Here is an 18,273-nt window from a genome sequence, read left to right on the forward strand (position 1 = left end):
GAAGACCATGAAGAACGCACAGGCGCCGAGCGCCATGCCGATCCACAAGTACCGTCCGTTCCACGAGCAGATCCGCGTCGACCTGCCGGACCGCACCTGGCCGTCGAAGCGCATCACGCAGGCGCCGCGCTGGTGCGCCGTCGACCTGCGCGACGGCAACCAGGCGTTGATCGACCCGATGAGCCCCGAGCGCAAGCGCATCATGTTCGACCTGCTGGTGCGGATGGGCTACAAGGAGATCGAGGTCGGCTTCCCGTCGGCGAGCCAGACCGACTTCGACTTCGTCCGCAGCCTGATCGAAGAGGACGCCATCCCCGACGACGTCACCATCCAGGTGCTGACGCAGTCCCGCGAGCACCTGATCAAGCGGACCTACGAGTCGCTGGTCGGGGCCAAGCAGGCGATCGTGCACCTCTACAACTCCACGAGCATCCTGCAGCGGGATGTGGTGTTCCGCACCGACCAGCAGGGCATCGTCGACATCGCCCTGAGCGGTGCGCGGCTGTGCCGCCGGTTCGAGGACATGGTCCCCGGAACGACGATCTACTACGAGTACTCGCCCGAGTCGTACACCGGCACCGAGCTGGAGTTCGCCGCCGACATCTGCAACCAGGTGCTGGAGGTCTTCGAGCCGACGCCGGAGCGCAAGGTCATCATCAACCTGCCCGCCACCGTCGAGATGGCGACCCCGAACGTCTACGCCGACTCGATCGAGTGGATGTCGCGCCACCTGAACCACCGCGAGAACGTCATCCTGTCGCTGCACCCGCACAACGACCGCGGCACCGCGGTCGCGGCGGCCGAGCTGGGCTACATGGCCGGCGCGGACCGCATCGAGGGCTGCCTGTTCGGCAACGGCGAGCGCACCGGAAACGTCGACCTGGTCACCCTGGGCGTCAACCTGTTCACGCAGGGCATCGACCCGCAGATCGACTTCAGCGACATCGACCAGATCAAGCGCACGGTCGAGCACTGCAACCAGCTGCCGGTCGGCGAGCGCAGCCCGTGGGGCGGCGACCTGGTCTTCACCGCGTTCAGCGGGTCGCACCAGGACGCCATCAAGAAGGGCTTCGAGGCGATGGAGGCGCGCGCCGCCGAGCAGGACGTGTCCGTCGACGACCTCGTCTGGGCGGTGCCGTACCTGCCGATCGACCCGAAGGACCTGGGCCGCAGCTACGAGGCGGTCATCCGGGTCAACTCGCAGTCCGGCAAGGGCGGCGTCGCGTACCTGCTGAAGAGCGACCACTCGCTCGACCTGCCGCGCAAGCTGCAGATCGAGTTCTCGGGCGTCGTGCAGGCCAAGACGGATGCCGAGGGCGGCGAGGTCACCAGCGACCAGATCTGGGCGGTGTTCCAGGACGAGTACCTGCCGGCGCCCACGGACGACCCGGACGCAAAGTGGGGCCGCTTCGAGCTGGGCAGCACGACGACCTCGAACGAGACCGGCGAGCACGTGGTGCTCACGGTGACGCTGCGCGACGGCGACACCGTCTCGAAGGCCACCGGCGAGGGCAACGGCCCGATCGCGGCGTTCTTCGACATCCTGCATCAGCACGGCGTCGACGCCCACCTGTACGACTACTCGCAGCACACGCTGTCGGCGAGCGAGTCCGCCCTGGCGGCCGCGTACGTCGAGGTGGATGTGGACGGCCAGCGCCGCTGGGGCGTCGGCATCGACGCGGACACGACCACCGCATCCTTCAAGGCCGTCGTCTCGGCCGTGAACCGGGCGGTGCGGTCGGGCGCCGGCCGGTCGGCGGAGGAGCTGGTCTCGGCCTGACGCTCGCGTCACGCCCTTCGGAAACGGAGGCGACCGCGGTCCATCCGGGCCGGGATCGCCTCCGTTTTCCGCATCCCGCGGCGTGTCGCGGCGGAATCTCCTCCGTGCGTCAGTCGCCCTTGTCGATGCGGTAGCGCGGGATGGCGCCCGTCTCGGTGCGCTCGGTGGTCTGCGCGGCCGTCTGCCGGCGGGTGAAGCGCGGCCAGCGCATCCGCGGGATCCGGCCGAGCTCGCGCTGCTCGGGCAGGCTCCAGCCGAACCGCACGGCGAGCAGGCGGATCACGAGCGTCACCACGACGCAGACGATGGCCGCGACGGTCAGCGGGAGGCCGAGGTCGATCAACAGCACCAGGACGATGGTTCCGGCGCCCGCCGCGACCGCGTACAGCGACCCGACGTGCATCAGGGCGATCGGCAGGTTCAGCAGCATGTCGCGCAGGATCGACCCGCCCACCGCGGACACCACGCCGACGAAGACAGCGGGGACCTCGGGCAGCCCGAGCGCGAGGGCCTTGCTCGCGCCGATGGCGCCGAACAGGCCGATGGTGAGCGCATCCAGGAAGGTGATCACAGGATCCAGCCGCCGGAACAGCCGGATCAGCAGCATCCCGAGCAGGGCGGCGACCACCGTGCTCGGCAGGTACCAGTTCGACTGGAGCGCGACCGGGGTGACGTTGAGCAGGATGTCGCGCAGGAGTCCGCCGCCGACGCCGGTGGCGACGCCGATGATCGCCACGCCCAGGAGGTCGAGCCGCCGGTCGCGGAAGCCGGAGGCGAACATCGCCCCCTGGAGGCTGCCGACGCCCACGGCGATGAGGTCGCCCCACAGCGGGATGGCCAAGGCGGTCGTGCTCACCACCCAATGCTAAGGGTGCCGTCCGCGCGCATCTGCGGAACTGTCAGCGGAGCGCGGGATACTGGAGTGTGCCTGTCTACCGTGATGAAGCCGTCGTGCTCCGCACCCACAAGCTGGGGGAAGCCGACCGCATCGTCACCATGCTCAGCCGCCAGCACGGCAAGATCCGCGCGGTGGCGAAGGGCGTGCGGCGCACGGCGTCCCGGTTCGGGTCGCGCCTGGAGCCGTTCATGGTCGCCGACGTGCAGCTCTACGAGGGCCGCAGCCTCGACGTCATCACCCAGGCCGAGACCCTCGGCGCCTACGGTGCGCTCATCGCCGACGACTACGCGAGCTACACGGCGGCCAACGCGATGGTCGAGGCGGCGGACCGGCTGACGGATGCCGAGGCCTCCCTGCAGCAGTACCTCCTGCTCGTCGGCGCTTTGCGGTCACTCTCGCGGCGCGAGCACGGCCCCGGGCTCACCCTCGACTCCTACCTGCTTCGGGCGCTGTCGCTCGCGGGCTGGGCGCCGAGCTTCCAGGACTGCTCGCGCTGCGGCGCGCCCGGACCGCACACCGCGGTCGTGGTGCAGCTCGGCGGCGTCGTGTGCGCCGACTGCGCACCGCAGGGCGCGCCGCGGGTCGACGCCGACACCATCGCGCTGCTCGGCGCGCTGCTGACCGGCGACTGGGAGGCGGCGGAGGCGGCACCGGAGGTGACGCGCAACCGCGCGAACGGCGTCGTCGCCGCGTACACCCAGTGGCACCTCGAGCGCGGACTGCGCTCCCTGCAGCACGTGCAGCACGACACGACCGACCAGAAGGCGAGTGGATGAGCCCCAAGCCGTACACGCACAAGGACGCGATCGAGTACCGCCCGCTCGACTGGACCGGGGTGCACCCGCCCGCGTTCCCGGCGGGCGGCGTCCCGTCGCACGTGGCGATCGTCATGGACGGCAACGGCCGTTGGGCCAACCGCCAGGGTCTCACCCGGATCGAGGGCCACCGCGCGGGGGAGGCGGCGCTGCTGGATGTGGTGGCCGGCGCCATCCAGGCCGGCATCAAGCACCTCAGCGTCTACGCGTTCTCGACCGAGAACTGGAAGCGCTCGCCCGACGAGGTGCGCTTCCTGATGGGCTTCAACCGCGAGGTGCTGCACCGGCGGCGCGACCAGCTCAACGAGTGGGGCGTGCGGGTGCGCTGGGCCGGCCGCAAGCCGCGGCTCTGGTCGTCGGTCATCAAGGAGCTCCAGTACGCCGAGCAGCTCACCGCGGGCAACGACGTGCTCACGCTGACGATGTGCGTCAACTACGGCGGCCGGACGGAGATCGCCGACGCCGTGCGGACCATCGCCTCGGAGGTGGCCGCCGGGCGGCTGCGGCCGTCCGCGGTGAGCGAGAAGACCATCCAGCGCCACCTCTACCTCCCCGACATGCCCGACGTCGATCTGTTCGTGCGCAGCTCGGGGGAGCAGCGGACCAGCAACTTCCTGCTCTGGCAGAGCGCCTACGCCGAAATGGTGTTCCTGGACACGCTGTGGCCCGACTTCTCGCGGACCGACCTGTGGGATGCGGTGCAGCTCTACCTGCAGCGCAACCGCCGGTTCGGGGGAGCGGTGGATGCGCCGGCGGCGGCGTCGTAGCCGCGCCGCGCGGCCTCGGAATAACTGCACTTCTGCAGGATGTTGCCCTTGAGGTGAGCGAACCCATCAAGATCGACATCTGGTCCGACATCGCGTGCCCGTGGTGCTACATCGGCAAGCGCAAGTTCGAGGCGGGCAGCGGCCTCTTCGCCGAAGCGGGCGACGACCGCGGCGTCGAGGTCGAGTACCACTCGTTCGAGCTGTCGCCCGACACCCCCGTCGACTTCGAAGGCAGCGAGGTCGACTTCCTCGCCGGCCACAAGGGCATGCCGGCCGGGCAGGTCGAGCAGATGCTGGAGCGCGTGACCGGCATCGCGTCCTCCGTCGGGCTCGACTACGACTTCGACGCCCTCAAGCACACCAACACGGTCAAGGCGCACGAGCTGCTGCACTTCGCGAGGGCGCACGGCAGGCAGCTGGAGCTGGCGGAGCGTCTGTTCCGCGCCTACTTCGTCGAGGGCCGACACGTCGGCCGCGTCGAGGACCTGGCGGACCTCGCCGCCGAGGTCGGCCTCCCGCGGGCGGAGGCGCTGGCCGCACTCGAGTCGTCGCAGTACCTGGACGACGTGCGCGCCGACCAGGCGACCGCCGCCGAGTACGGCATCAACGGCGTCCCCTTCTTCGTCATCGACGGCAAGTACGGCGTCTCGGGAGCTCAGGATGCGCAGACGTTCGCCCAGGTCCTGGAGCAGGTCTGGTCGGAGCGCGCCGGGGTGACCGCGTGACCGCGGAGCCGGCCGGGGCGCCCGGCGCCCCTGCGGCGCCCGCCCCGCGCCCGTCGCTCATCCCTCTCGGCGCCCCCGCCGCCGTCTGCGACGGCGACACCTGCGCCCTCCCGTGACCTATGGGTCGCGACACGCCGCTATCCGCAGCGCTTCACGGCGTGTTGCGTCCCACAGATCCCAGGCCGAGCCGAACCCGGCGCACCGCCTCGCGAGCATCGTCCGCCATATGGGTGCGGTTCACCCGGATTGACCCGCCAGCCCTGCGATTCGATCTGCCAGAGCCGGTCACCGTCCCTGTGGAATTGGCGGTCGTCGGTGCGGTGATGGTCGCCGTCGTACTCGACGGCCACCCTCATGTCGGGATACGACAGGTCGAGATACGCCTCGCGACCGCTCCCGAGATCGATGCGCCGGTTCACCTCCGGCTCAGGTAGCCCCGCGCGGACCAGCGCGAGCCGCAGGGTCGTCTCCATCGGCGAATCCGTTCTCGGGCGAACCGAGCTCAGCGCCGTTCGCAGCACGCGTATGCCCGGTCGGCCGTCCGCCTCACGCACCGCTGCGCGCAGTTGCTCGAGCGTCGCGAGCGGTTCCTGACGGCGAAGGATGGCGTCCCCGGCGCAGACGAGCGCATCGTGTCCGAGCGTGGCGGCGAGCTCGCAGAACACCTCTGCGGGTGGTGGGACCGGTAGCCCGCGCAGCCGGCGCACCTCGTCCTGCTCGATCGTGACTCGGTGCCCAACGACCCCGGCCGCCCGAGGGGCCCGACCGCGACGAGGCACGGCGACATGGATTCTGCCCCGCTCGGAGAGCGGAACCGGGAGATCATAGAGTTCTGCAGCCGTCGTGTGGCTGAAGAACGCATCCCGCGGCATGACCTCGGCGTAGGCGCGGCACCGTTCCTCCACCGTCGTCGGAGGGGTGGCGCTGAGCTGTCTGACTCCGTGAAACGGCGCCACGAGATCGTCTCGTCGCAACCGCGAGCGGCTGACGCCGGCGAGCTGCGCGGCGGAGGTCGTGAACGGCCCCGAGCGCGCGACGGCTGGGAGGTCTCCGGGGTGGCGCATCGTCCCACCCTGGCGCACGCCGCAGTCGCGAACCCGGCTTATCCACAGGCTCTGTATCGATGGGACGCAACACGCCGTTATGCGCGCGGGACAACGGCGTGTTGCGTCCCCTCGATGGCTACTCGGGGTCGGTGATGTCGGCGACGGTGGCGCCGAAGGCGGCGATCAGGGCGTCTCCGTCGACGAACAGGGAGTAGCCGTGCTCGCCGGCGCCCATCGAGACGGTCCGGCCGGGGATGGTCGCGTCGGCGACGACCGGCCACGCGGTGGTGCTGCCGAAGGGGGTGATGGTGCCGCGCTCGTAGCCGGTCGCGGCGAGGGCGACCGACGCGTCCGGCAGCTGCAGCTTGTTGACGCCGACCACCGAGCGGAGCTTCGGCCACGCGATCTTGCGTCCGCCGGGGACGAGCGCGAAGACGAAGGTGTCGTCGCTGCGCTTGACGACGAGCGTCTTGACGATGTCCGACGGCTCGATGCCGAGAAGGGACGCCGCCTCCTCCAGGCTCCGCGCGGCGGGACGCTCGATGACGCGGATGTCGACGCCGCGCGCCTCCGCGTCCGCCGTCACCCGCTCGCGACCTGTGCGCAGTTCTCCACCGTCGAGGGAGTTGTCCACGGATTCCGGGCTCTCGGCCATAGCTCAGCACGCTTTCTGGGAGAATCGAGTGAGATGTCTACTACCGCAACGATAAGCCACGCCCCTCAGCTGACCATCGGTCCGCTGGGACTCGACGTGCCCGTGGTCCTCGCGCCGATGGCCGGGATCACCAACACCGCTTTCCGGCGGCTGTGCCGCGAGTTCGGCGCCGGCCTCTACGTGAGCGAGATGATCACGTCGCGGGCGCTGGTCGAGCGCACGCCGGAGTCCCTGCGGCTCATCACGCACCACGAGTCCGAGACGCCACGCTCGATCCAGCTGTACGGCGTTGACCCGGTCACGGTCCGCGAGGCGGTGACCATGCTCGTCGCGGAGGATCGCGCCGACCACATCGACCTCAACTTCGGCTGCCCGGTGCCCAAGGTCACCCGTAAGGGCGGCGGTGCGGCGCTGCCGTGGAAGCTCGGGCTGTTCCGCGAGATCGTCGAGGGCGCCGTGAAGGCAGCGGGCGACATCCCGCTCACCATCAAGATGCGCAAGGGCATCGACGGCGACCACCTGACCTACCTCGAGGCCGGCCGCATCGCCGAGGGCGCGGGAGTGGCGTCGATGGCGCTGCACGCGCGGACAGCGGCCGAGTTCTACTCGGGCCAGGCGGACTGGTCCGCGATCGCGAAGCTGAAGGAGACCATCACCTCGACTCCTGTGCTGGGCAACGGCGACATCTGGTCGGCGGCCGACGCGATCCGGATGGTCGAGGAGACAGGCTGCGACGGCGTCGTCGTCGGGCGCGGCTGCCTGGGGCGGCCATGGCTGTTCGGCGACCTGGCGGCGGCCTTCCGTGCGCGTGCCGGCGAGATCACGGAGTCCGAAGCCGAGGCGGCGCAGGCCCGGCCGACGCTCGGGCAGGTGGCGCAGACCTTCCGTCGTCACGCCGAGCTGCTCGTCGAGTTCTTCGACAGCGAGGAGCGCGGCTGCCGCGACATCCGCAAGCACGTCGCCTGGTACTTCAAGGGCTACCCGGTCGGCGGCGACCTGCGGGCCAACCTCGCGACCGTCGACACGCTGCAGCACCTCGACGACCTGCTCGCGACCCTCGACTGGAGCCAGGAGTACCCCGGCGAGGCGGCGGAGGGCCAGCGCGGGCGGGCGGGCTCACCCAAGCGCCCGGCGCTTCCCGACGGCTGGCTCGCGAGCCGTGAGCTGGATGGGGCGCAGCGCGCGGAGGTCGCCGACGCGGAGGTGCACAACAGTGGTGGATGACGTCGTCACGGGCGCTCACGCCCACGCTCACGCCGCCGCGACCGCCGATGGCGCAGCGGCCGGTTACACGGAGCACGACCGGGAGCGCTGGCTGCCCGAGCACCATTCCAACCGCCGCAGCGACTTCGCGCGCGACCGCGCCCGCCTGCTGCACTCCAGCGCCCTGCGGCGGCTCGCGGCCAAGACGCAGGTGCTGAGCCCCACGGCCGGGCTCGACTTCGCCCGCAACCGCCTGACGCACTCGCTGGAGGTCGCCCAGGTCGGGCGCGAACTCGCGAACAGCCTGGGGCTCGATCCCGACATCGTCGACACGGCCTGCCTCGCGCACGACATCGGTCACCCGCCGTTCGGCCACAACGGCGAGCGGGCGCTCAACTCGTGGGCGAGGGACATCGGCGGGTTCGAGGGCAATGCCCAGACCCTCCGGCTGCTGACCCGGCTCGAGCCGAAGGTGTTCGGCCGCGACGGGCGCCCCTACGGCCTCAACCTCACCCGGGCGAGCCTCGACGCGAGCTGCAAGTACCCGTGGTCGGCCTCGTCATCGGTCGCCGATCCGAGCGGCCGCGCCAAGTTCGGCTTCTACGACGACGACCGCGCGGTCTTCGAGTGGATGCGCGGCGGCGCCCCCGAGCGGCAGCGCTGCATCGAGGCCCAGGTGATGGACCTCTCCGACGACATCGCGTACTCGGTGCACGACTTCGAGGACGCCGTGGTCAACGGCTACATCGACGTGGCCGCGCTGGGCAGCCGCGTCGACCACGAAGACCTGGTCGAGTCGATGCACGAGTGGGTCGGCGGCGAGGTCAGCCACCAGGAGCTCATCGAGGCGTTCGACCGGCTCGACAGCATGGACATCTGGCTCGACGGGTGGGATGGCTCCCGCCGCTCGCAGGCGCGCCTCAAGAACCTGACCAGCCAGCTGATCGGGCGCTTCGCGCACGCGGCCGTGCACGCGACGAAGGAATCCGCCGGGCGCACCGACCTGATACGCTTCGGCGCCGATGTCGTTGTGCCGCTCGGCATCCGGGCGGAGATCGCGGTGCTCAAGGGCATCGTCGCGACGTTCGTGATGTCGAAGAACACGCGCCAGCCGATCTACGCGCAGCAGCGCCAGATCCTCACCACGCTCGCCGACCTGCTGTACCAGCGCGGGCCGGCCGAGCTCGATCCGGGCTTCGCGGAGGACTGGCGCGATGCGGGCACCGAGGCGGAACGCCGCCGCGTGGTCGTCGACCAGGTCGCCAGCCTGACGGACCAGTCGGCGCTCAGCTGGTACGAGCGTCTCGTGCAGCACTGACGATGCACGGCGGACGGATGCGCGACCGACCGGGGTTGTATCCGGTCGCCCTGTGCAGAATGCTGGAGATCAGGCCCGCAGGAGGAGACCAATGAGCACCGCACTACCACCGTCGGACGGCGACCGCCCCACAGAGGGCGAGTCGGCGGAGGCGACCCCGGCCGCGCCCGAGGCTCCCCGCCGCGCACCGCGCACGTCCGCCGACACCGGTGCCACGGCGGCCTCCGCCCCGAAGTCGGGTGCCACGGCGAAGCCGGCGACCGCGAAGTCAGCGCCAGCCGCGAAGGCGCCCGCCGCCAAGACGGGAGCCGCGAAGACAGGAGCCGCTGCAAAGCCCACGTCGGCGAAGTCTGCAGCGGCGAAGCCGGCCGCCGCCAAGGCCGCGGGAGCGAAGCCGGCCGCGTCGCGCACTCGCCGGACGACACCCAAGACCGCGCCCATCGCTCCCGAGGGCGAGGCGCCCGACATCATGGACGCCACTCTCGGCTCGCGTGTGCCGCTTGCGCGCCCCACGACGCCGTCGTCCGCCGCCTCCCCGGAGTCTCCGTCGTCCGCCGCCTCGTCCGCCGAGACGGCCGCCACTGCTCCGATCTCGCCCTCCGAGCCGGTCGCGTCCGGCGAGGCCCCCGCGGGACCGACGAGTGCGCCCGCCGCGAGCGACACCTCCGCCTCCCCGGCGGAGCCGCTCGCCGAGTCGGGCCTCGAGGCCACCAAGCGCCTGCCGACCGCGGCGGAGGTCTACGCAGGAACGCCGTCGGCCGGCCCCGACGAGGGCGCCCCGTCCGGCGTGTCGGTGGCCTCGTCATCCGGCACGGCCGGTGCCGAAGCGGCCGCAGCGGTACCGGCCGCCGTGCCCGCCACCGACGCCGCGCCGCCAGCTGTCCCCGCGGCAGCTCCGGCGGCCACCACCGGTCCGGCCACGGCCGCTTCGTCCACGGCCGCTCCGTCCACCGCAACGTCGACGCCCGCCCCGGCCGGAGCCTCCGGGGGCACCACGGTCCCCGACGGCACCCCGCACCCCGCCCACGGCCGGACGGTGCACGACCTCGCCGACCGCCTCGACGACTCGCGGTTCTTCTCGTCCCTGTTCGACTTCACCTTCACGAACTACGTGACGCGCAAGCTGGCCGGACCCGTCTACGTCGTCGGTCTCGTGCTCATCGGTCTCGGCATCGTCGTCGGGTTCGCCAACTCGCTGAGCTCCGCCATCGCGACGCACGCGCCCATCGGCGCGTTCGTCTTCCTCTTCGGCGTGCTCGTCACCCTCGTCGGTGCGATGCTCGCCGTCCTGCTGCTCCGCGTCGGCATCGAGGTGTTCTGCGCCATCATCGAGATCGCCCAGAACACACGGCGCAGGCGGCCGCCGGGGGAGTAGCCCGCGAGCGCATCCGCCGGGAACGGGATGAGCGTCGGTGCGGCTCACTAGAATCGAATCATGGCCGGCCGGATTCGACAGAGCGACATCGAAGAGGTCAAGGCCCGCACCAACATCGCCGACATCGTCGGCGACTACGTCAGTCTCAAGACCGGCGGCATCGGGGCGCTGAAAGGGCTGTGCCCGTTCCACGACGAGAAGAGCCCGTCGTTCTACGTGCGCCCGGGCGTCGGGCGCTACCACTGCTTCGGCTGCGGCGAGGGCGGCGACGTCTACGAGTTCCTCCTCAAGATGGATCACGTCTCCTTCACGGACGCGGTGGAGCGCCTGGCCGGTCGCATCGGCTACCAGCTGCACTACGAGGAGGGCGGGGGCGGTCCTTCCGAGGGCTCCGGCAACCGCGCCCGGCTGCTCGCGGCGAACTCGGCGGCCGAGGAGTTCTTCCGCGACCGGCTCTCCGCCCCCGACGCCGACCCCGGTCGGCGGTTCCTCGGCGAGCGCGGCTTCGACGCAGCGGCAGCCTCCCACTTCGGTGTCGGCTTCGCCCCGAAGAGCTGGGACGAACTCACCAAGCACCTGCGAGGCAAGGGCTACACGCAGGAGGAGCTGCTGGCCGCCGGCCTCGTGTCCCAGGGCGACCGCGGAGTCTACGACCGCTTCCGTGGCCGCTTGATCTGGCCCATCCGCGACGTCACCGGCCAGACGATCGGCTTCGGCGCCCGCCGGCTGCTCGACGACGACAAGGGCCCGAAGTACCTGAACACCCCCGAGACGGCCGTCTACAAGAAGGCCCAGGTGCTGTACGGGCTCGACCTGGCCAAACGTGAGATCTCCCGCGGCGGCACGGCCACCATCGTCGAGGGCTACACGGATGTGATGGCCTGCCACCTCGCGGGCGTGACGACCGCGATCGCCACCTGCGGAACCTCCTTCGGCTCCGAGCACATCCGCGTGCTCCGGCGCGTGCTCGGCGACAGCGAGAACGACACGAAACAGCGCTCGGTGGTGTTTACGTTCGATGGCGACTCGGCGGGTCTGAACGCCGCTGCTCGTGCTTTCGCAGAGGAGAAGAGCTTCGTCGCCCAGACGTACGTGGCCATCGCCCCCGACGGCCAGGATCCCTGCGACCTGCGCTTGCGTTCCGGTGACTCTGCAGTTCGCTCGATGGTCGAGACGCGACGCCCGCTGTTCGAATTCATGCTGCGCCGAGTGGCATCAGAATACGACGTCGAGACCGTCGAAGGTCGATCCAACGCTTTGCGGGTCGGTGCTCCGATCATCGCGAGCATTCGAGATGACGCGTCCAAAGATGGCTACGTTCGCGTCTTCGCCAAGTTGACGGGCGCTGATCAGCGTGACGTCTGGAAAGCCGTTCGCTCTTCTGGGCGAGGCGCGTCGGCTTCGGCTCGAGCTGGCGTGAACGCGCCCGTCATCTCAGCAGAGCGGGCCCCGCTCGCCCAGGCCGACCTCTCCGACCCCACCCAGCGCACCGAGCGCGAGAGCCTCATGGTGCTCCTGCAGCTCCCCGGCGAGGTGGGCGCCGACCGCGCCGCCCGCGCCGTGCAGGTGCCGTTCGTGAACCCGACGCACGCCGTCGTGAAGGATGCGATCGCCAGCCAGCTGAGCACGTTCGGGCAGCCGGGCTGGGTGGATCGCATCCTCGCCGAGGTCCCGGAGGCGTACGCCCCGACGGTGAACGCCCTCGCGGTCGCCGCCGTGCCGCAGGAGGGCGACGCCGGACGCTACGCGCGCTCGATCGTCGACGGCCTGATCGACCGCGACCTGCTCCGCGAGAAGGCCGAGCTCACGTCCCGGCTGGGCCGCACCGAGGACCCTGAACTGCGACGCCAGATCTCGCTCGCGATGGTCTCGATCGAGACCGAGCGCCGGCGCCTCCGCGGCGAATAGCCTGCGGCGCCCGAACTGCGGATTCCTCCGCCGGGCGCCCGTCGGAGCGCTCTTTTGTTGCGCTTGTGTGAAGATCACGCCCGGATCCGCATTCGAATGCGTGGTCCATGAGCATTCCGTGCTAGGAAAGTCATCACGCGAAGGGCGATCCCGCACGCCTGCGAGGCCGCCGCGCGCATCCCACACCAGGAAGAGGTATTCGGATATGACATCCGCACACAACGGCGGTCGGCGCCTGCTCGCCGTCTCCGCCGCGTTCGCGGCCGCGGCGCTGGTGCTCGCCGGCTGCTCGGGAAGCAACAACGGCTCGGGTGGCGGCGGCGGCGCCCTGACGGTCGGCACGACCGACAAGATCACCTCGATCGACCCGGCCGGCTCGTACGACAACGGCTCGTTCGCCGTCATGAACCAGGTCTACCCGTTCCTGCTGAACACCCCGTACGGCAGCCCGGACGTCAAGCCGGACATCGCCGAGAGCGCCGACTACACCTCGCCGACCGAGTACACGGTCAAGCTGAAGCCGGGCCTCAAGTTCGCGAACGGCCACGACCTCACCTCGTCGGACGTCAAGTTCACGTTCGACCGCCAGATCAAGATCAACGACCCCAACGGCCCCGCGTCGCTGCTCGCCAACCTCGACAGCGTCTCGACCCCGGACAAGACCACGGTGGTCTTCAAGCTCAAGGTCCCGAACGACCAGACCTTCCCGCAGGTGCTGTCGAGCCCGGCCGGCCCGATCGTCGACGAGCAGGTCTTCTCGGCCGACAAGGTCACCCCGGACAACACCATCGTCAAGGGGCACCCGTTCGCCGGTCAGTACGACATCGCTAGCTACGACTTCAACAACCTGATCGCGTACAAGGCGTTCGACGGCTACAAGGGCATCCTCGGCAAGCCGGCCACCGCGAAGGTCAACGTCAAGTACTACGCGGAGTCGTCGAACCTGAAGCTCGACATCCAGAAGAACGCCATCGATGTGGCCTACCGCAGCCTCTCGGCGACGGACGTCTCGAGCCTCGAGAACAACAGCAAGGTCAAGGTCGTCAAGGGCCCGGGCGGCGAGAGCCGCTACATCGTGTTCAACTTCAACACGCAGCCCTACGGCGCCACCACCTCCGACGCCGACCCGAAGAAGGCCCTGGCCGTGCGCCAGGCCGCGGCCGACCTCGTCGACCGCGAGGCCATCGCGAAGCAGGTCTACAAGGGCACCTACACCCCGCTGTACTCGTTCGTCCCGGACGGCCTCACCGGCGCCACCACGGTGCTGAAGGACCTGTACGGCGACGGCAACGGCGGCCCGAGCCTCGACAAGGCGAAGGCGGCTCTGCAGGCGGCCGGCGTCACCACCCCGGTGTCGCTGAACCTCCAGTACAACCCCGACCACTACGGCCCGTCCTCCGGTGACGAGTACGCGCTCGTGAAGGAGCAGCTGGAGAACGGCGGCCTGTTCAAGGTCAACCTGCAGTCGACCGAGTGGGTTCAGTACTCCAAGGACCGCACGAAGGATGTCTACCCGGCCTACCAGCTGGGCTGGTTCCCGGACTACTCCGACGCCGACAACTACCTGTCGCCGTTCTTCATCAAGGACAACTTCCTGGCGAACCACTACGACAACCCCGAGGTCCAGGACCTCATCGCGAAGCAGGCGGGCACGACCGACAAGGCCGAGCGCACCAAGCTGATCGAGGAGATCCAGGCCAAGGTCGGCGCCGACCTGAGCACCCTGCCGCTGCTGCAGGGCGCGCAGATCGCCGTCGTCGCGAAGGGCGTGTCGGGCGCGGACAAGACGCTCGACGCCTCGTTCAAGTTCCGCTACGCGGCACTCTCGAAGTAAGCACGGCCCGAGCCACACGCTCTGAGCCGACCGGGGGTGGCTCGCTGACACAGCGAGCCACCCCCTCTCCACGAACCACCACGATTGGCTTCCATGACAGCGACTGTCAGCACCGCGGGCGCCGGAACCGCCCCCGGTCCCGAACGGACGAAGGCGAAGCGACGCTCGGGAGGCGGCCTGGGCCGCTACATCCTGGTCCGCGCCGTCCTCATCATCCCCACCATCTTCATCCTGGTCACCGTCGTCTTCTTCCTGATGCGGTCGACCGGTGACCCGATCACGGCGGCTCTCGGCGGCAAGCTCCCGCCGGCACAGCTCGCCCAGCGGGTGCACGAGGCCGGCTATGACCGGCCGATCATCGTCCAGTACATCGAGTACCTGGGCCAGCTGCTCCGCGGCGACTTCGGCACGACGTTCACCGACAACCAGCCCGTCACGCAGGTGCTCCTCACCTACGGCGCGGCGACCCTCGAGCTCGCGTTCTACGCGCTGATCGTCGCGTTCATCGTCGGCATCCCGCTCGGCCTGGTGGCCGCATACTTCCGCGACAAGGCTCAGGATGCGACCCTCCGCGTGATGGCGATCCTGTTCTACGCGACGCCCGTCTTCTTCGTCGGCCTGGTGCTGAAGCTGATCTTCTCGATCTGGCTGGGCTGGCTCCCGGTGTCGGGCCGTGCCTCCACCGGGTCGGAGCTCGAGATGCAGACGCTCGACAGCAAGACCGGCATCTACCTCATCGACGCCTTCCAGACCGGAGACCCCGCCGTCGTCGCCGACGTGCTGACCCACGCCATCCTCCCCGCCGTGGCCCTGGGGCTCCTCACCGCCGGCATCTTCCTGCGCCTGGTGCGCACCAACGTGATCGGGACGCTGTCCACCGACTACGTCGACGCCGCCCGCTCCCGCGGGGTGGCGGAGTCGCGGCTGCTGCGCAAGCACGCGTACCGGCCGGCCCTCATCCCGATCATCACGGTGATCGGCCTGCAGATCGCTCTGCTGCTCGGCGGCGCGGTGCTGACCGAGTCGACCTTCGAGTGGAAGGGCCTCGGGTTCCAGCTCGTGCATTACCTGCAGGCGCGCGACTTCGTCGCCGTCCAGGGCATGGTCGTGCTGCTCGCCGTCATCGTCACCCTCACCAACTTCGTGGTCGACGTCATCGCGGCCCTCATCGACCCGAGAGTGAGGTACTGAGATGTCGACCGCATCCATCACCTCCCGCAAGCGCTCGCTCTGGGAGCGCGTGCCCGTCGTCCACCAGCTCCGGCAGAGCGTCGGCCTGCAGCGCGGGATGCTCGTCGTCGGCCTTGTGCTGACCGCGCTGTTCATCCTGGTGTCGATCTTCGCGCCGCTGATCGCTCCGTACGGCTTCGCGCAGTCGAAGGCCGACGGGCAGTCGTTCGGTGCGCAGCAGCCGCCGAGCGCCGCGCACATCTGGGGCACCACCTCGGGCGGCTACGACGTGTTCTCGCGCGTGATCTGGGGAACGCAGACCGCCATCCTCGTGATCATCGTCGCGGTCATCCTGTCGATCTTCATCGGCGTGCTGCTCGGCCTGGTCTCGGGGTACTTCGGCGGCTGGCTCGACCGCGTGCTCGTCGTCATCTGCGACGCGATCTACGCGTTCCCGTCGCTGCTGCTGGCGATCGTCATGGCCATCGCGATCAGCGGCGGCCAGTCGAGCCTCTGGGGCGGCATCTTCGCCGCGGCGATCTCGATCACGGTGGTCTACATCCCGCAGTACTTCCGCGTCATCCGCTCCGAGGTCGTCCGCATCAAGGCGGAGGCGTACGTGGAGGCCGCAAAGGTGGTCGGCGCGAGCAACGGCCGGATCATGTTCCGGCACGTGCTGCGCAACTCCACCCGCACGCTTCCGCTGATCTTCACGCTGAACTCGTCGGAGGCGATCCTCACGCTCGCCGGCCTCGGCTTCCTGGGCTTCGGCATCGAGCCGACCGCGGCCGCCGAGTGGGGCTACGACCTGAACAAGGCTGTGGATGACGTGACCAGCGGCATCTGGTGGACCTCCATCTACCCGGGCCTCGCGATCGTGCTCGTGGTGCTCGGCATCACGCTGGTCGGCGAGAGCCTGAACGACCTGGCGGACCCGCGGCTCCGCGGCCGCCGTCGCGCGGCAGCCGCCTCCGGCGAGGTCGCCGAGACCTCCGTCGTGCCGGGCGGCACGCTGACGGCCGGTCCCGGTGGGATCGACGGCCTGGAGGGCGGAGAGACGTTCGACGAGCATGGAATCGAGGTGCGTCCATGAGCGACGTCGTCCAGATCAACGACCTGTCGGTCTCGTTCGCGACCGACGCGGGCACCGTGAAGGCGGTCGACGGCGTCAGCCTGTCGGTCGCGCCGGGGGAGGTGCTGGCGATCGTCGGCGAGTCCGGCTCGGGCAAGACGGTCACCGCGAAGACCATCCTGGGCTTGCTGCCCGAGACGGCCACGGCGTCCGGAGCGGTCGTGCTGCGCAGTCGTGACGGCGCCACCGAGGCGGATGTCATCTCCATCGACAAGCGGCGCCTGCGGGAGGTGCGCGGCACCGATGTCGCCATGGTGTTCCAGGAGCCGTCCACGGCGCTGAACCCCGTCTATCCCGTCGGCTGGCAGATCGCGGAGGGGCTGCGCGCCCACTCCAAGCTGTCGAAGAAGGAGGCGCAGGCGCGCGCGGTCGAGATCCTCGAGCGGGTCGGCATCCCGGAGCCGCAGAAGCGGGTCAAGTACTACCCGCACCAGTTCTCCGGCGGGCAGAAGCAGCGCATCGTCATCGCGATGGCGCTGGTGCTGAACCCGGGCCTGATCGTCGCCGACGAGCCGACCACCGCGCTGGATGTGACGGTGCAGGCCGAGATCCTCGACCTGCTGCGCCGCTGCCGCGACGAATTCGGCGCCGCCATCGTGCTGATCACCCACAACATGGGCGTGGTCGCCGACCTCGCGGACCGCGTCGCCGTGATGTACCAGGGCAAGCTGGTGGAGCAGGCGGATGTGAAGACGCTGTTCTCGGCCCCGCAGGCCGAGTACACGCAGAAGCTGCTCGCCGCCGTCCCGAAGATCGGGCAGGGCGCCGTCGCCACGCAGGACCGCGCCATCGCCCGGGCCGAGCGCCCCGAGGAGGCGCCGGTGGTGCGCGCGCGCGACCTGCGCATCCAGTACCCGGGCCGGCTGGGGCGCCCCGGCTTCGTGGCCGTGGACGGGGTGTCGTTCGACATCCGCCCGGGAGAGGTGCTGGGACTGGTGGGCGAGTCCGGCTCGGGCAAGACCACGATCGGGCGCGCGATCGCCGGGCTGAACAAGGTGACCGGGGGCTCACTGCAGGTGCTCGGGCTCGAGATGAACGGCGTGCGCGAGCGGCAGTTCCGCAAGGTGCGCAGCGACATCGGCTTCGTGTTCCAGGATCCGGCGTCGAGCTTCAACCCGCTGCTCACGATCGCCGAGTGCGTCGCCGAGCCGCTGGTGGTGCACGGGCGCGCGTCGTCGGCGCAGGAGGCGCGTCGCCGCGTCGACGAGCTGCTGGAGGCGGTGCAGCTGCCGCGTGCGTACGGGGACCGCTTCCCGCACGAGCTGTCCGGCGGCCAGCGGCAGCGTGCCAGCCTCGCCCGCGCGCTGGCCCTGGAGCCGACCCTCCTGATCGCCGACGAGCCGACCTCGGCTCTCGACGTCTCGGTGCAGGCGCGCGTGCTGGAGCTGTTCGCCGACCTGCAGAAGGAGTTCGGCTTCGCGTCGCTGTTCATCAGCCACGACCTGGCGGTGGTCGACCTCCTGGCCGACCGCATCGCGGTGCTGCACCGCGGCCGGCTGGTCGAGGAGGGCACCGGCGCCGAGGTGCTCGGCAACCCGCGGGAGCCGTACACGCAGCGCCTGCTGGCCTCTCTGCCCGTCCCGGATCCGGTCGAACAGGCCGACCGGCGGGAGGAGCTGCGCCGCTTGACAGCGACCAGCGCCTAGG

The 18,273-nt window shown here is 70.1% G+C and carries 15 protein-coding genes; 12 read left to right on the forward strand and 3 right to left on the reverse strand.

Features of this window, described 5'->3' with window-relative positions; all coding sequences use genetic code 11:
• The first annotated feature begins 7 nt into the window (after positions 1-7).
• Positions 8-1,780, forward strand: coding sequence for a 2-isopropylmalate synthase (gene leuA, locus ACQ86M_RS06175; RefSeq protein ID WP_431247434.1), 1,773 nt, complete (start codon positions 8-10; stop codon positions 1,778-1,780).
• 109 nt (positions 1,781-1,889) lie between these two features.
• Here leuA and ACQ86M_RS06180 read toward each other — a convergent pair whose 3' ends face one another.
• On the reverse strand, positions 1,890-2,636 hold the full coding sequence (locus ACQ86M_RS06180) for a trimeric intracellular cation channel family protein (protein ID WP_431247435.1): 747 nt from the start codon (positions 2,634-2,636) through the stop codon (positions 1,890-1,892).
• Positions 2,637-2,704: 68 nt separating this feature from the next.
• Between ACQ86M_RS06180 and recO the strand changes: the two genes are divergently transcribed.
• The 3 genes from recO to ACQ86M_RS06195 are packed head-to-tail and all read left to right on the forward strand — an operon-like array spanning position 2,705 to position 4,985.
• On the forward strand, positions 2,705-3,454 hold the full coding sequence (recO, locus tag ACQ86M_RS06185) for a DNA repair protein RecO (protein WP_431247436.1): 750 nt from the start codon (positions 2,705-2,707) through the stop codon (positions 3,452-3,454).
• Complete coding sequence (locus ACQ86M_RS06190; protein WP_431247437.1) at positions 3,451-4,260, forward strand: isoprenyl transferase; 810 nt, start codon at positions 3,451-3,453, stop codon at positions 4,258-4,260. Before recO ends, ACQ86M_RS06190 begins: the two co-directional genes overlap by 4 nt.
• 53 nt (positions 4,261-4,313) lie before the next feature.
• Positions 4,314-4,985, forward strand: a complete 672-nt coding sequence (locus ACQ86M_RS06195) for a DsbA family oxidoreductase (RefSeq protein WP_431247438.1) — start codon at positions 4,314-4,316, stop codon at positions 4,983-4,985.
• 137 nt (positions 4,986-5,122) lie between these two features.
• On the opposite strand, the gene ACQ86M_RS06200 is transcribed toward ACQ86M_RS06195, so the two are convergent.
• Both ACQ86M_RS06200 and ACQ86M_RS06205 read right to left on the reverse strand, forming a co-directional pair.
• A complete protein-coding gene (locus ACQ86M_RS06200; RefSeq protein ID WP_431247439.1) occupies positions 5,123-6,049 on the reverse strand; it encodes an endonuclease domain-containing protein in 927 nt (308 codons plus the stop codon).
• 118 nt (positions 6,050-6,167) lie between these two features.
• Positions 6,168-6,686, reverse strand: coding sequence for an aminoacyl-tRNA deacylase (locus tag ACQ86M_RS06205; protein WP_431247440.1), 519 nt, complete (start codon positions 6,684-6,686; stop codon positions 6,168-6,170).
• Between the two features lie 33 nt (positions 6,687-6,719).
• Between ACQ86M_RS06205 and dusB the strand changes: the two genes are divergently transcribed.
• The 8 genes from dusB (at position 6,720) to ACQ86M_RS06245 (ending at position 18,272) form a co-directional block, all read left to right on the forward strand.
• On the forward strand, positions 6,720-7,910 hold the full coding sequence (gene dusB, locus ACQ86M_RS06210; RefSeq protein WP_431247441.1) for a tRNA dihydrouridine synthase DusB: 1,191 nt from the start codon (positions 6,720-6,722) through the stop codon (positions 7,908-7,910).
• Positions 7,900-9,207: a deoxyguanosinetriphosphate triphosphohydrolase gene (locus ACQ86M_RS06215; protein WP_431247442.1), complete on the forward strand. Its 1,308-nt coding sequence runs from the start codon at positions 7,900-7,902 to the stop codon at positions 9,205-9,207. Before dusB ends, ACQ86M_RS06215 begins: the two co-directional genes overlap by 11 nt.
• 91 nt (positions 9,208-9,298) lie before the next feature.
• Complete coding sequence (locus tag ACQ86M_RS06220; protein ID WP_431247443.1) at positions 9,299-10,582, forward strand: DUF4282 domain-containing protein; 1,284 nt, start codon at positions 9,299-9,301, stop codon at positions 10,580-10,582.
• 60 nt (positions 10,583-10,642) lie between these two features.
• Positions 10,643-12,490 (forward strand): DNA primase, encoded by a 1,848-nt coding sequence (dnaG, locus tag ACQ86M_RS06225; protein WP_431247444.1) that lies wholly within the window; start codon positions 10,643-10,645, stop codon positions 12,488-12,490.
• A gap of 205 nt (positions 12,491-12,695) precedes the next feature.
• On the forward strand, positions 12,696-14,324 hold the full coding sequence (locus tag ACQ86M_RS06230) for an ABC transporter substrate-binding protein (protein ID WP_431247445.1): 1,629 nt from the start codon (positions 12,696-12,698) through the stop codon (positions 14,322-14,324).
• 93 nt (positions 14,325-14,417) lie between these two features.
• Positions 14,418-15,515, forward strand: a complete 1,098-nt coding sequence (locus ACQ86M_RS06235; RefSeq protein WP_431221215.1) for an ABC transporter permease — start codon at positions 14,418-14,420, stop codon at positions 15,513-15,515.
• Position 15,516: 1 nt separating this feature from the next.
• On the forward strand, positions 15,517-16,587 hold the full coding sequence (locus tag ACQ86M_RS06240) for an ABC transporter permease (protein ID WP_431221216.1): 1,071 nt from the start codon (positions 15,517-15,519) through the stop codon (positions 16,585-16,587).
• The gene (locus ACQ86M_RS06245) at positions 16,584-18,272 is read left to right on the forward strand and encodes an ABC transporter ATP-binding protein (RefSeq protein WP_431247446.1); all 1,689 of its coding nucleotides are present in this window, start codon (positions 16,584-16,586) and stop codon (positions 18,270-18,272) included. The genes ACQ86M_RS06240 and ACQ86M_RS06245 overlap by 4 nt, the downstream gene beginning before the upstream one ends.
• Position 18,273: the final 1 nt, after the last annotated feature.

It is taken from the genome of Leifsonia xyli subsp. cynodontis (assembly GCF_050632205.1).
Taxonomy (GTDB): domain Bacteria; phylum Actinomycetota; class Actinomycetes; order Actinomycetales; family Microbacteriaceae; genus Leifsonia; species Leifsonia xyli_D.

Excerpts from the sequence above, each read along its gene's own strand:
- leuA (WP_431247434.1), top strand. The coding sequence starts at position 8 with ATGAAGAACGCACAGGCGCCGAGCGCCATGCCGATCCACAAGTACCGT.
- ACQ86M_RS06190 (WP_431247437.1), top strand. The coding sequence starts at position 3,451 with ATGAGCCCCAAGCCGTACACGCACAAGGACGCGATCGAGTACCGCCCG.
- ACQ86M_RS06200 (WP_431247439.1), bottom strand. The coding sequence starts at position 6,049 with ATGCGCCACCCCGGAGACCTCCCAGCCGTCGCGCGCTCGGGGCCGTTC.
- ACQ86M_RS06205 (WP_431247440.1), bottom strand. The coding sequence starts at position 6,686 with ATGGCCGAGAGCCCGGAATCCGTGGACAACTCCCTCGACGGTGGAGAA.
- dusB (WP_431247441.1), top strand. The coding sequence starts at position 6,720 with ATGTCTACTACCGCAACGATAAGCCACGCCCCTCAGCTGACCATCGGT.
- ACQ86M_RS06220 (WP_431247443.1), top strand. The coding sequence starts at position 9,299 with ATGAGCACCGCACTACCACCGTCGGACGGCGACCGCCCCACAGAGGGC.
- dnaG (WP_431247444.1), top strand. The coding sequence starts at position 10,643 with ATGGCCGGCCGGATTCGACAGAGCGACATCGAAGAGGTCAAGGCCCGC.
- ACQ86M_RS06230 (WP_431247445.1), top strand. The coding sequence starts at position 12,696 with ATGACATCCGCACACAACGGCGGTCGGCGCCTGCTCGCCGTCTCCGCC.
- ACQ86M_RS06235 (WP_431221215.1), top strand. The coding sequence starts at position 14,418 with ATGACAGCGACTGTCAGCACCGCGGGCGCCGGAACCGCCCCCGGTCCC.
- ACQ86M_RS06240 (WP_431221216.1), top strand. The coding sequence starts at position 15,517 with ATGTCGACCGCATCCATCACCTCCCGCAAGCGCTCGCTCTGGGAGCGC.
- ACQ86M_RS06245 (WP_431247446.1), top strand. The coding sequence starts at position 16,584 with ATGAGCGACGTCGTCCAGATCAACGACCTGTCGGTCTCGTTCGCGACC.